The 12,885-nt window shown below is 60.6% G+C and carries 15 protein-coding genes; 13 read left to right on the top strand and 2 right to left on the bottom strand.

Annotation, left to right across the window (positions count from 1 at the left end):
• Positions 1 to 21 precede the first annotated feature (21 nt).
• Complete coding sequence (locus NKG95_RS26750) at positions 22 to 1,461, bottom strand: NAD(P)-binding domain-containing protein (protein WP_353042979.1); 1,440 nt, start codon at positions 1,459 to 1,461, stop codon at positions 22 to 24.
• 343 nt (positions 1,462 to 1,804) lie between these two features.
• Complete coding sequence (locus tag NKG95_RS26745; protein ID WP_353042978.1) at positions 1,805 to 2,575, bottom strand: aspartate/glutamate racemase family protein; 771 nt, start codon at positions 2,573 to 2,575, stop codon at positions 1,805 to 1,807.
• Positions 2,576 to 2,835: 260 nt separating this feature from the next.
• Here NKG95_RS26745 and NKG95_RS26740 point away from each other — a divergent pair, with 260 nt between their 5' ends.
• The 13 genes from NKG95_RS26740 (at position 2,836) to NKG95_RS26680 (ending at position 12,866) form a co-directional block, all read left to right on the top strand.
• Positions 2,836 to 3,999, top strand: a complete 1,164-nt coding sequence (locus NKG95_RS26740; RefSeq protein ID WP_352845666.1) for an NAD(P)/FAD-dependent oxidoreductase — start codon at positions 2,836 to 2,838, stop codon at positions 3,997 to 3,999.
• Positions 3,996 to 4,265, top strand: coding sequence for a 2Fe-2S iron-sulfur cluster-binding protein (locus NKG95_RS26735; RefSeq protein ID WP_352565029.1), 270 nt, complete (start codon positions 3,996 to 3,998; stop codon positions 4,263 to 4,265). The genes NKG95_RS26740 and NKG95_RS26735 overlap by 4 nt, the downstream gene beginning before the upstream one ends.
• Complete coding sequence (locus NKG95_RS26730; protein ID WP_352565027.1) at positions 4,258 to 5,571, top strand: FAD-dependent oxidoreductase; 1,314 nt, start codon at positions 4,258 to 4,260, stop codon at positions 5,569 to 5,571. Before NKG95_RS26735 ends, NKG95_RS26730 begins: the two co-directional genes overlap by 8 nt.
• 130 nt (positions 5,572 to 5,701) lie before the next feature.
• Positions 5,702 to 5,980 (top strand): aldehyde dehydrogenase family protein, encoded by a 279-nt coding sequence (locus NKG95_RS26725; RefSeq protein WP_352565170.1) that lies wholly within the window; start codon positions 5,702 to 5,704, stop codon positions 5,978 to 5,980.
• A complete protein-coding gene (locus NKG95_RS26720) occupies positions 5,917 to 6,477 on the top strand; it encodes an aldehyde dehydrogenase family protein (protein WP_353042977.1) in 561 nt (186 codons plus the stop codon). The genes NKG95_RS26725 and NKG95_RS26720 overlap by 64 nt, the downstream gene beginning before the upstream one ends.
• Before the next feature lie 30 nt (positions 6,478 to 6,507).
• The gene (locus NKG95_RS26715) at positions 6,508 to 7,281 is read left to right on the top strand and encodes an aspartate/glutamate racemase family protein (protein ID WP_352565024.1); all 774 of its coding nucleotides are present in this window, start codon (positions 6,508 to 6,510) and stop codon (positions 7,279 to 7,281) included.
• Positions 7,268 to 7,924: an SDR family oxidoreductase gene (locus NKG95_RS26710; protein ID WP_353042976.1), complete on the top strand. Its 657-nt coding sequence runs from the start codon at positions 7,268 to 7,270 to the stop codon at positions 7,922 to 7,924. The genes NKG95_RS26715 and NKG95_RS26710 overlap by 14 nt, the downstream gene beginning before the upstream one ends.
• 395 nt (positions 7,925 to 8,319) lie before the next feature.
• The gene (locus NKG95_RS26705; RefSeq protein ID WP_352565020.1) at positions 8,320 to 9,219 is read left to right on the top strand and encodes a transporter substrate-binding domain-containing protein; all 900 of its coding nucleotides are present in this window, start codon (positions 8,320 to 8,322) and stop codon (positions 9,217 to 9,219) included.
• A gap of 66 nt (positions 9,220 to 9,285) precedes the next feature.
• On the top strand, positions 9,286 to 9,960 hold the full coding sequence (locus tag NKG95_RS26700; RefSeq protein WP_353042975.1) for an amino acid ABC transporter permease: 675 nt from the start codon (positions 9,286 to 9,288) through the stop codon (positions 9,958 to 9,960).
• A complete protein-coding gene (locus NKG95_RS26695) occupies positions 9,957 to 10,097 on the top strand; it encodes a hypothetical protein (protein ID WP_353042974.1) in 141 nt (46 codons plus the stop codon). Before NKG95_RS26700 ends, NKG95_RS26695 begins: the two co-directional genes overlap by 4 nt.
• Positions 10,094 to 10,618 carry an amino acid ABC transporter permease gene (locus tag NKG95_RS26690; protein ID WP_353042973.1) on the top strand — a complete coding sequence of 175 codons (525 nt, stop codon included), beginning with the start codon at positions 10,094 to 10,096 and terminating at the stop codon, positions 10,616 to 10,618. Before NKG95_RS26695 ends, NKG95_RS26690 begins: the two co-directional genes overlap by 4 nt.
• A gap of 87 nt (positions 10,619 to 10,705) precedes the next feature.
• On the top strand, positions 10,706 to 12,139 hold the full coding sequence (locus tag NKG95_RS26685; protein ID WP_352565015.1) for an NAD-dependent succinate-semialdehyde dehydrogenase: 1,434 nt from the start codon (positions 10,706 to 10,708) through the stop codon (positions 12,137 to 12,139).
• Positions 12,132 to 12,866 carry an SDR family oxidoreductase gene (locus tag NKG95_RS26680; protein ID WP_352565014.1) on the top strand — a complete coding sequence of 245 codons (735 nt, stop codon included), beginning with the start codon at positions 12,132 to 12,134 and terminating at the stop codon, positions 12,864 to 12,866. Before NKG95_RS26685 ends, NKG95_RS26680 begins: the two co-directional genes overlap by 8 nt.
• The last annotated feature ends 19 nt before the right edge of the window (positions 12,867 to 12,885 follow it).

The raw sequence follows: 12,885 nt of genomic DNA, 5'->3' as shown, positions 1-12,885 counted from the left end.
CGTTTGTCCATGGAAATGCGTCTATTCCGCCGCGATGGTCTGCGCCGGCCGCCAGACGGCAGCGGCATAGGCCTCCTCGCCGAATTCGGCCGGATGGCTTCCGGTTATGCGGCTCTCATGGTTGTCGAGATCGGCGAAGAAGAGATCACGGCTGATGCGGGCGACAACGGCCGGCACATCGCGCCTGATCGACGGCACATCGCCGATCGGCAGGCCAAAACTGACGAAGCCGCCTGGATTGAAGACATGGATATTCCTCAGGAAAGGCGCCTCGCCCGGCGCCTTCTCGAGGAATTCGTGGCCGAGGCCGAGATAGGGATGGGAGCCGAAAAATTCATCGGTCTCGCCTTCCGGTGGCACGTACTGGTCGCGCCACAGCCGGATGAAGGCGGCGAAATCGGTAAATTCAGGTTTGCGCGTTGGGTCGGCGAAATAGCCGGTGCCAGCGATGACGAAGTCGAAGGAAAATGTCTCACCCGCGATATCGGTGACGACCTTGCCGCCTTCGACATCCGCATTTGTCCAGGGGGCTCCGAGATGCAGATGGAAATTCTTGTGCTGCACCACCCGTGCCACGGCATCGGGCGGTGGCGTGGAACCGGCATCGCGAAACCGAAGTGCCTGGCGCCAGCGCACCGCATCCGGCAAGCGCGGATAATTGTCATAGGCGCCGGGATAGCCGCGAACGCGGTTGATCGGCACGCTGGCGATGCTGTTGCGGCGGGCGAAGAGACGCACCGATTTCGCGCCGGCCTCAAGGGCGGCTCCGGCCGCATCGAATGCCGAAGCCGCCGATCCGACGACAGCGATCGCCTTGTCCTTGAGGGAGGCGAAGTCGATTGCCGCCGAGCTATGCGCAACGAAGCCAGGAGGCAGGGTGGCGAGCACATCCGGTATCACCGCACCGCCGCTGCCGCCAAAGCCATTGGCCAGGATGATCTTGCGCGCCGTTTCGACCGATGGCCTGCCGCCGGCTTCGAGGTGGAGGCGAAAATGCCCATCAGCCGGCTCGATGCGAAGGAGACGCGTGCCGTAACGAATGCCGATGCCGAGAAAGTCGCGATACCATTTCAGGTAGTTCGCCCAATCCGTCCGTACGATGCGGTCGAAACCGGCATAGGCTTCCGCACCGTGGCGGGCTTCGTACCAGGACTGAAAGCTCAAGCCCGGCAAGCCGAGTTCCGGCCCCGGCAAGCCCTTTGGCGTTCGCAGCCGGTTCATCCGTGCATGAGTAAGCCAGATGCCGGCCTTGCTTTCATCCGGTGCCGCGTCGACGACAGTAACCTTGCCGATGCCGGCACGCCTCAACGCGAAGGCAAAGGTCGCCCCCGTCTGCCCACCGCCAACGATGAAGACATTGTGGTCGACGCCCTCCCGGTCCGGCACCCAGTTTTGCGGATCGGGGCCGATCAGTCGAAGTGTTTCGCGGGCGTCGTGATCTGGATCGGACGGTAAGGCCATTTCGGTCCCGGCTGAGTTTGAGCGTCGTGCCAAACTCCGCCTCGGTCGACAAACAGTCCAGAAATGTCTGCTTTGATTGGCAGGTAGTTTTTTTCACTTGCATTGCGACGCGCTTTCACAGCCGACCGAATGGGCGGTGCCTATGGTCTCCCCGAAACCGGATAGCTGCATTAGCACTCGCGCTCTATTGAATCGCGTTCGATCGCCACAACGTGACCTTGAGCGTCCCAAAACGCACCTGACTTCATCCGCTTAGTCCTGCCTTCCCGGTTCGACAGAACTCGGTGATCAGCGAGCGGCTAAAGGCTTTATTTCCACTCGGCCTTCTCCTCGGACCGCACGATCAACAGCAAACGTACTGCGGCGCAAATTTCCCGTACCGCCTCTGATGGTTTTGCGGGCGAGCAGTGGAGGTGCTACAAAATAGATTTATCAATGTGTTGATGTCGAACACCGGCAAACCGGAAATTCGTGCAATGAAGGAACTGAACGGACACATATTGGTGCATTCGAGGACGATGGCGCCGGCGTCCGGGCACTCCTCCAGAAACGCATGCGTCATCGCCTCCATCTCGGCACGCAACACATCAAAAGCCGACTCCGTCCGGTTGCCGATATAGACGCTCGGAAAAACCGCGTCAGCCTTCATGCCCTGGACATGGACATTGACTTCCGCGGCCGACCATCCGGCGCCGTTGAAGTGATGGTCGTTCATGTGCTGCTCCCTTTCGGTGAAGATGCCGACCTTTCTGGATGGCCCGATCAACCGGCTGACGAGCGGCACCTGGAGGAGGCTCGACGTAAACACGGGAATGCCAACGGCGGCGGTCAATTCCCTCTGAAAGGGTGCAAGGAACCCACAACTTGTCGTAATCGCCCGGACGCCTTCGGCCTCGAGTTCCCGCGCGGCTTCGATGAATGGTTCTATCAGTTCGGGCTGCGGGCGATCTCCCATAATCCTTACCGGCAAGGCTCCCTTCACTGTCTTGAAGCGCACTGGAAACGGATAGGACTCCGCATTGCCGATTTCTCCAACCGGCCTTGGGAAGCGCGTGTCGAGCATCAGGACGCCGATCACCTCGCCGTAGTTGGTGAATCCACCCTTCAGCATCATGTCGGTTTCCTCGAATCCTGAGATTCCACCTCTCGACGCACCCGAAGCAAGAGGCGCTCAATGTCCCAACCCGAGCCGGGCATGGATATACAATATTGAGCACCTATCCTGGCCGCTTTTTTATAAGAAAGGGGTGGCGCCTCGGGCGCCGCGCGGACCTAACAGAAAACAGACAAGCGCAGCATCCTTATTTGGATCGACTTGCCGGTCCAAATCTAAAAAAACACTCATCAATATGAAAGAGACATACGGTCCATAAAATGCCGCCCACCAGCCGATCGCGGAAAATAGTCATTATTGGCGCGGGTATTGTCGGCATTTCCATTGCTTATTTCCTGGCTCGCGAGGGCATTTCCGCGACGATCATCGACGCCGAGGGTCCGTCGGCGGGCGCAACCGGTGCTTCTGATGGCGCTGTCTCGGTTGCCAGCAAGCAACCGGGGCTGATGATGTCTCTGGCCCAGAAGGCGCGGGCTCTCTACGAGCAGATGGCCTCCGAAGGAACCCTGGCCAGGCAGTACAAATCGCGACCGACCTTCCTTATCGGGCGGACGCCTGAAGAGATCGATATTCTGGATGAACACGCACGGGATCTGGAATCCGTCGGCGAGCAGATCACAATCCTGGACAGGTCGCGTCTGCGCTCCCTGGTATCGGGTGTTGGCGAAGGCGCATTCGGCGGTGTCATGGTGTCCAGGGACGGACACGCGCTCGGCTATCAGGTCACCGAACGGCTTCTGGCATTGAGTGGCGCAAAACCCAACCGCAACCTCGCCGTCACGGGCGTTCTACTTTCCGACTCGAGAGCTACCGGCGTGGCGACGGCGGCCGGCAACATCGAGGCGGATGTGGTGATCGTCGCCGCCGGCCTCGGTTCAGCCAGTCTTGCAAGGCTTGGAAATGCGCTCTTTCCCCGAAAGGGGCAGCTCGTCATCACGGACCGAGGGGACCTTGGTCAATCGGCACTTGCCGGTCATCTCATGACGGCCGGCTACATCGCTGCCAAACGTAGCGCCGCCAAACCGGCACCGTCACCCATAGGCCTGGTTATCGATCCGCTCGTCACCGGCCAGTACCTGATCGGCGGCACGCGCGAAGACAACAGGCGCGACCGCGGCACGGATGCGGCAACGATCGCGGCCATACTCAGGGAAGCCGTGGCGCTTTATCCAAGCCTTCGCGCACGGCGCGTCATCCGAACGTTTTCGGGCGTTCGCACGGCATCGCGAGACGGCCTACCGATCATCGGCTTTCACCCTGCGATCCAAAACCTTCTCATCGCCACCGGATTCGAGGGCGACGGAATTTGCCTCGGGCCGATGACCGGAAAGATCATTGCCAATCTTGTACGCGGCCTGCCTGCCGGCACTGACATTTCCGCCCTTGCTCCCGGCAGGTTGCTTGCCCAAGCGAGCGCGGCATGACCCAGACCTTCATGTGGCGCGGAGAACGCATCGCCTACATCAGCGGTGAGACAGTCGCTTCCTCCCTGTTGCGGGCCGGGCACCTCAATCTTGGCCCAGCCTCCGAAACGACGCAGGCGCGCTATTTTTGCGGCATAGGCGCCTGCCAGGGTTGCCTTGTCTCCTGTGAGGGGGCGGCCCCTTTCGAGGCCTGCCTCACCCTTGCCCGCGACGGCATGGTGCTTTTTCCTGTCATCGCCGCTTCGACAGGCGGTCGCCATGACTGATGCGCCGGTGGTTGTGATCGGTGGCGGACCAGCGGGGGTGTCCGCCGCGGTAACCCTTGGCGAACGCGGCCACCGCGTGTTGCTGGTCGAACAACGCGCGGGCCTGGGCGGCGCAATTCACCGCCAGCCGGCCAATCGGGAAATCGGGCACGCGCTTCACCGCCGGCACCACCAACGTGTCTGGAAGAGGCTGACGGCTAGGCTGGCCGCCGTGACCAACCAAGTCACAGTGCGGCATTCGACCGTCTACATCGGCAGCGACGACAGCGGCCTTGTCCTGCTCGAGGATCGCGTTGCCGGCCGGGTGTTTTTCGTCAGGCCGCTTGCCCTGCTTCTCGCTGTCGGGGCGATCGAAACTGTTCACCCCTTCGAAGGATGGGATCTTCCCGGCGTCACTTCGGCCGGCGGCGCTCAGATGATCCTGAAGGAAACGGGATCTTTCATGCAGGGCCGGACCCTTGTTGCAGGCACCGGCCCGCTCCCTTTCGCGGTGTCGGCGCAACTGTCGTCGATCGGTCAGCCGCCTGTTGCCCTGCTCGAACGCGGCGATCCATGGCGATTTCCGCTGGTGGGCTTTCGATTGCTGTGCATGCCCAGGGTTGCGTCCGAGATGCTGGCCTACGGATTGAGGCTCCTGACGAGCCGGGTCGAATACATCACCGGTTCAGCCGTGGAACAAGTGACAAGACAGGTTGGCGGGCTGTCTGTCAGGGTCATCGACGAACGCGGTGCACGCAGCAGCTTCCTGGTCGATAATCTGATCGTCAGTGATGGCCTGCGCGCCAACGATGTCGGCCTTCCGCCAGCCAGGGAAGATGCATCCGGTCCGATCCTGAGGGCCGGAGACTGCCGCGGGGTCCTGGGCGCCGATGCCGCGGTGGCGGACGGCGAATTTGCAGCGCGCAAAGTCGCCGCGCTGCTGGCCGGAGATCCCATGCCGGTCGAAAATAGTAGCGTGATAGGCAAGGCGCGTTACCTGCAGGCCTTGTTGCGGAACCTCACCTCGGAACACTCCCCCGAGCCTACTGAACAAACGATTTTCTGCCGTTGCGAAGGTCGCACGAAAGCGGATCTGGCTTTTCTGGGCGCCGATCGATCGCCTTCCGAAACCCGACTGCTTGGCAGGTTCGGAATGGGAGCATGCCAAGGCCGGTTTTGCGGCGCGAGCGTATCCAATGCGGTCGGAATCGCGCCGGAACGCCTGAGCAGCCGGCCCGAAACCTATCCGCGTTGGCCCATACGCCCGGTGTCATTGGCCGCGCTAAGCCAGCTAGACGAAATTTCGGAAGCGACATCTTGGAAATGAACACGCCTGCAATCAAACAGTCGACAGCATCCATCGCTGTTCACAATCCCTATTCGGGAAATCTGGTGGGGTCGGTGGTTGCGGGCGATGAGCGCTCGATCGTCGAAGTGGTCGAGAACGCGAAGGTCGCCTGGCGGCGTTTCGCCATTCCACGCCCTTCGAGCGCAAGAGCCTGCTGCATGCACTGGCCGATCAGCTCGCTGGGGAAGCCGAGGCTTTTGCCGAAACAATTTCGAACGAGATGGGCAAGACGATCCGCGAGGCCAGGAACGAAGTCCGGCGTGCGCAAAACACGCTGCGGCTCTCCGGCGATGCCGCCGTGACATTGCATGGAGAAATCATACCATGCGCCATCGTCGCCGTCGCCCCCGACAAGCAGCCTACGTCACCCATCAATCGGTCGGCGTAGTCGGGGCAATCACGCCCTTCAACTATCCGCTCAATCTCCTCTGCCACAAGCTGGGGCCAGGCATCGCTGCCGGCAACGCCATCGTCGCAAAACCGTCGCCCAAGGCGCCGCTCGCGGCCGCCATGCTGGTCGAGGCGGCGAGGTATGCCGGGTTTCCGAGAAATCCATTCACGATCGTGCACGGCGGCGCGCAAGATGCGCTCGCGCTGGCTCGCTCGCCGATCGATTTGTTGAGTTTCACAGGCGGCCCGCAGACCGGCATGGCGCTCAGGAACAACACGCGCATCATCCGCTGTCTGATGGAGCTTGGCGGCAATGATCCGCTGATCGTCATGGCGGAAGCCGATCTGGAGAAGGCAGCCGACACGGCCGTTGAGCATCGCATGCCGCCGCTGTGTTGGAACTCGTTCGCGAAGGACCGCTCAAACCAGGTTTCATCGCGCAGGAGGATATCGCTGCCTCCTCTCTCTTGCGAAACCGCGTCCTGGATCGGCTAGGAGCCGTGATCCCGAAAAATGGTGGTGAACATGTCGAATGAAACACGGACTGGCTCGTACGGCACGGTCTCCGATCTGGGAGTCGGCGTCTTGATGCTGGACACGCATTTTCGCCGGCGACGCGGCGATGTCGGCAACGCCTTGACCTGGTCCTTTCCGGTGCAGTTCAAGATCGTGCGCGAAGCGCGGCCTGAAAACGTCGTCGAGGGTGGCGCCGAGGGGCTGCTCGAACCCTTCATCGACGCCGCGCGGGAACTCGTGGATCTCGGGGTCAGCGGCATCACCACCAGTTGCGGCTTCCTGGCGGTATTCCAGCAGCAACTGGCGGCAGCCTTGCCGGTGCCGGTCGCAACCAGCAGCCTCCTGCAGATTCCGCTGATCGAGGCGATGCTGCCCAAAGGCAAGCGCGCAGGCATCCTGACTTTTTCAGCAGAATCCTTGGGCGCCCGTCATTTGCGCAGTGTCGGCGCGCGCGAGGACACGCCGATCGGCGGCCTGCCGGCCGACAGCCTGTTTCGATTGTTCTATGGCGATAAGCCTGCGGTTGCGGACTTCGACACGTTCGAAGCCGAAGCGGTGACAGCGGCTCTGAGGCTCGTCGAAAAGCATCCCGACATCGGCGCAATCGTATGCGAATGCACCAATCTGCCACCCCATTCGTCAGCGATCGCGGGTGCCACCGGATTGCCGGTGTTTGACATTGTCGGCTTCATCGAATGGTTCGCCAAAGGCCTCAGACCAACCGCTTTCGTCCAGACAGACGATAGCGGCCCATCCGGAAGACGAAGGCATGCCGGAGAATAGAAAGAAGGTCGTCATCGTCACCGCGGCAAGTTCAGGTCTCGGAGCAGGCACAGCCCGTGACCTTGCGGCCAGGGGTTGGAATGTCGTCCTTTTTGCCCGTTCGGAACGGGTCGAGAGCATGGCTGGCGAAATCGGCGGCTTGGCGGTTCGCGGCGACATTACGTGTGAGGATGATCTTGCTGCGCTGGTCGGCACAGCTATCGATACTTTCGGCCGGATAGACGATCTTGTCCTCAGTACCGGCAATCCGGCGAAGGGCGGTCTCCACGATCTGACCCGGCGCGACTGGCACGAAGGGCTCTGCCTTGCGTTGCTGCCGCTTGTCAGCCTGACCCGATTGCTCGTTCCTGTCTTCAGCAGGGCTGGTTCAGGGTCAATCGTCACCATTTCGTCCCACGCCGCGACGCAGCCCAACGTGAAGTTCCCGATCTCCGGACCGCTGCGCAGCCGTCTCGAATTTTACAGGATGGCGGCGCGCGAACATGCGCATTTCGGGAATCGCATAAACCCTGTGATGCCCGGTTTCATAGACAACCGTGCCATCAGCGAGGAATGGCTGGCCAGGATTCCGGCAGGCCGCTACAGAACCATCGACGAACTCACGGGGGTCGTCGAATTTCTTCTTTCGGATGCCTCGGCCTAGGTCATAGGCCAGAACATCCTGGTCGACGGCGGCCTCGTCGGCGCGATTTGATTTTACCGTCATGTCGGCGATCTCGCACAGGACCGGCCATGGCCGGCCGACGAGAGCCAAACCGTCATTCCCGTCGTTGAACATCAAATCCTTATCCAGCTTTGCCGAAAAAATGCCGAAATCGGTCCGACCGTCGCCCGTCATGGACCGGCGACACCGTCACGCATTCTGGAAGAACCCGCCAATTCGGAAATCCAAGAAGGCAGATAGGTCCACCATTATATTTTGTATCGTCTAATAACCCAGCCTGCTCGATACTATGCAGGTAAAATAAAATAATTGGGAATTGTCCAAATTATGATCCTCGATACAGAGCAAATAACTCGTAACAATGGGAGAATATAATGGATAAATCGAAACGAGAATTACTTACGCTACTTCCTATCCTTGGTGGCGCGGCGATGATCAGCGCGGCGAATGTTTCTGGATCTGTCGCGCAGGAGCAGCCGGCGGGCGGTGAAAGTACGTGGGGCAAGATCATCAAGAGAGGAAGCATTCGCTTTGGCGCGGCCAATACCGAACCGTGGTACTTCAAGGACGTGAGCGGCAGCACGGAACCCGGCGGGGTTGAATCGAATGGCGTCGTCTGGCGCGGCGTATGCACTGCGCTTGCCAAGATGCTTGCCGACGCGATGGGCGTGAAGCTTGAATTGATCGAGACGACCTGGGGCACCGCGGTGGCCGGCCTGCAGGCAGACCAGTTCGATGTCATGCTGGCGCTTGACGGCACGCCGTTGCGCGCCCTGGCGATCGATTTCATCCCGGCCCAGATGGCCTGGAATCCTTTCAATGTGCTGGTCAGCGACGAATCGAACGTGGCCACATGGGGAGAGATGAACAAGCCCGATTTCGCCATTGCGGTGGTGCTGGGGACATCGATGGACCAGTTCATCTCGAGGCTGCTTCCCAACGCCAATGTCGTGCGTTTCCAGGAAGCGTCGCAAACTTACGCTGCCTTCCAGGCCGGTCGCGTCAACGGCATCACCGGCGCCGGTCCTGAGCTGGATCTGCTGCGCGACAAGCTGAAGACGGGCAAGGTCGTCATTCCCAAGCCGGTCTTCGCAATACCTTCGGGCGGAGGCGTTCGCTATGACACGGATACCCGCCTGCGCGACTATCTCGCCACGTCGATAACCTATCTCTACCACTCGAGCGATATTCAGAATGCTTACGAAGATTACGTTCGCTATCGTGGAATGGACCCGGCCAAGACCATTCCGCTCATGCGCGAGAAAATGCTCTAGGGAGATAACGCGAAGGGGCGGCTCTACGCCCTTCGCCTTTCATGGCATCCTAAAGACCGAGGCGGCATGAATTACCAGTGGGATTTCGCAGTCATCCTGCGCAGCAACGGAATGCTGATTGGCGGACTTCTCGGCACGCTCGACCTGACCATCATGACAGTCGTGATTGCAGCTCCGCTCGGTTTCCTCCTGTCTCTTGTGCTGCTTTCGCGACACAGAACTCCTCGCTTTATCGCGCGCTGTTTCGTCGACTTCTTTCGCACGTCGGCCTTGCTCGTGCTTATCATCTGGTTCTATTTCGCCTTCCCGATCGTCACCGGGCTGCGCGTCAACTCATTCCAAGCCGCAGCCCTGGCGCTTGGCCTTCAGAATGCCGCCTATCTTGCCGAGGTATTTCGCGCCGGAATCTCCTCGGTCGCACAAGGCCAATGGGAAGCAGCAAAGGCACTTGGCCTGCATCGGGTCCATGTCTTCTGTCTGGTGATCGCGCCACAGGCGCTTCGCAGCTTCGCGCCGGTGCTCTTCAACGTCCTCACCGAGATCATAAAGGGCACCGCTTTGGCAGCAGCGATAGCCTATGGGGAGCTTTCCTTCGAGGCTTCGCGAATAGCATCATCGACCTACCGGCCGCTGGAAACCTATACGATCGTTGCAGCCATCTATTTTGCCCTCATCTTCCTGTTGAGCCAGGTCTTCAGACGCATCGAGATGCGAATGGCTGTCGGCGGGGCGGTGCGATGATCGCTTATCATTGGGACTTCACCACCGTCTGGAACAATGTCGGCTATCTGGGTTCCGGCCTTCTGGGAACGATTGTCCTTGCGGCGATCTGCCTTTTTTTCGGTGCCGGGATCGGTATGGCCTTGGCGTCGCGTTGACGGCACGCAGCAGGACCCCACGTGTTTTCGCCCAGGTTTTTGTCGAGATATTCCGGGGCACGCCCGCGATGGTACAACTGCTGTGGATTTACTACGCGCTTCCCGTGCTCGTAGGCTTCCAGTTGTCGCCGTTCACCGCGGCCGTCATTGCCTTTTCGCTCTACAGTGCAAGTTACGTTGCCGGAATTTTCAAGGGCGGCATCGAGTCGGTTGGCAGCGGACAGCGCGAGGCTGCCAAATCGCTGGCTTTGACATATTTCCAGGAAATGCGGCTGATCGTGCTGCCGCAGGCTATTCGTCCCATGATCCCGGCGTTTTCCAACCAAGTCATGGAGATGGTGAAGCTGACGACGATCGCTTCGATCATAGCGTATGGCGAGTTGGTTATGCACACCAAGACGATTGCAGACCAGGAATTCCGGCCCATCGAGGCCTATACGACCCTGGCGATCCTGTTTTCCATTCTGCTGATCCCGCTGGCCTACCTGACCCTCTATCTGGAGAAGCGATTTTCTAGATAGCGATTGCCGCCCTGAAGCGAAGTTCCCGACGACCAACGTGCACAAATAGCGCCGCCCGTCAGGCCGGCGTTTCGAAAGGAGGATGCCATGATAAAACTTTACATCAACGGCCAATGGCGCGACGGGCAATCGAGTGGTGAAATCGCGGTGGGCAACCCCGCGACCGGAGAGCCCCTGGAAACGGTCGCGCGCGCAGAAGCCGGCGACATCGACGATGCCATTTCCGCGGCACAGGCGGCATTCGGGGTCTGGCGTTGCGTCAGCGCATATGACCGCTCGGCAATCCTGCGCAAGGCGGCGACGCTTTTGCGCGAACGCGCGCCGGCGATCGCACGTCTCATCACGCTGGAACAGGGCAAGCCAATTGCCGAGGCGCTTGCGGAAGTTTCCGTAACCGCCGATGTCATCGACTGGAGCGCCGAAGAAGGCCGCCGCACCTATGGCCGGATCATTCCGGCGCGGTCGCCAGGCGTGCGGCAACTCGTTTTGCGCGAGCCGGTGGGGATCATTGCGGCCTTCAGCCCGTGGAACTTTCCCGTCAACACCGCAGCCCTCAAAGTCGCCGCGGCGCTGGCCGCGGGATGCACGGTGATCCTGAAGGCCGCCGAAGAAACCCCCAGCGCGCCCGCAGCCCTGGTGAGCACCTTTGCAGAAGCAGGATTGCCGGCTGGTGCGCTCAACCTCGTCTATGGCGTTCCCAGTCAAATATCCGAGCGCCTGATTGCGGACCCGCGCGTGCGCAAACTGTCCTTCACCGGCTCGACCAATGTCGGACGCCGGCTTGCGTCGCTTGCCGGACAGCATTTGAAGCGAATGACCATGGAACTCGGCGGGCATGCGCCGGCGATCGTCTGCGGCGACGCGGACTGGACGCGCGCCGCGGAAATACTGAGCAACAAAAAGTATCGCAATGCCGGGCAGGTCTGCGGGTCGCCGACGCGCATTCTCGTCCATCGCGATGTTCATGAACGCTTCGTGGAACGCTTTGCCGAGCACACCGCTGCCATTCGGATAGGCGACGGCCTGGACCACGAAACGACGATGGGTCCGCTCGCCAACAGCCGTCGCGTCGATGCAATGGAAGCCTTCGTCGCAGACGCCACGTCCAAGGGTGCCAATCTGCACCATGGCGGGAGCCGGATTGGAAACAGCGGCTACTTCTTCGAACCCACCGTCCTGACAAACGTTCCCATCAACGCGTCCCCGATGAACATCGAGCCTTTCGGCCCACTCGCCTTGATTAACGCATTCGACGACATCGACGACGCGATCGAGGAAGCAAATCGTTTGCCATTCGGATTGGCCTCCTATGCCTACACGGCTTCGTCGAAGACGGCCATCGCCTTGAGCGACCGTATCGAAGCCGGGATGGTCTCGATCAATCATCATGGCCTTGGGCTGCCGGAACATCCTTTCGGCGGCATCAAGGAGAGCGGCCATGGCTCGGAAGGGGGCACGGAAGGCGTCGATGCCTACCTGACCACAAAGTTCGTGACCGAAGTCGGTGGGCTTGGTGCTTAGCTCCGGCCGGCTTGCACAGCGTCTGGCATGGGTGACCGGCGCGGGCAGCGGGATCGGCGAGCAGACCGCAATCGCACTGGCTTCGCAAGGCGCCAGAGTGGTTCTGACCGGACGTCGCATAGGCGAACTGGAGCGCGTGGCCGACAAGATTCGGGCAAATGCCGGTGAGGCCTGGATCATTCCTGGCGACCTGGCGGAGGGCCCAACCGTCCGGCGGATCGTTGGGGAAATCACAGCGCTCGGCCGACTGGACATCGTGGTCAACAATGTCGGCGTCAACATCCCGGAGCGAAGCTGGAGAGAACTCCGACCCGACACGGTCGAGTTCATGATCCACACCAACTTGACAATCGGCTTCCAGGTCGCCGCGGCAGCGCTGGATGTGATGCGCGACAGAGGCGGGCTCGGCCTGCTCATCCATATGGCCTCGTGGGCCGGCAGATATGTCGCCGAGCGTAGCGGAGCCGCCTATACAGCCTCAAAGCACGGCCTTGTGGCCATGAGCCGAAGTATCAATCTGGAAGAAAACGGTACCGGCATAAGATCCAGTGTCATTTGCCCGGCCGATGTCGCCACGCAATTTCTGTCGCAACGGCCGATCCCGCCCACCGACGCCGAAATGCAGGGTTTCCTGCAACCGTCCGACCTCGCCGATCTGATCGTCTATATCGCAACCTTGCCGAAGCACGTCCGGATAGACGAGGTCGTGTTGACTTCAGCCGGCTGACGGCGGTCGAAGCGGTTCT

Origin of the sequence: Mesorhizobium sp. M1423 (assembly GCF_040317575.1) — a bacterium.
Classification (GTDB): domain Bacteria; phylum Pseudomonadota; class Alphaproteobacteria; order Rhizobiales; family Rhizobiaceae; genus Mesorhizobium.
The sequence above is the reverse complement of the archived record's forward strand: the minus strand, read 5'-3'. Positions and strand labels throughout refer to the sequence as shown.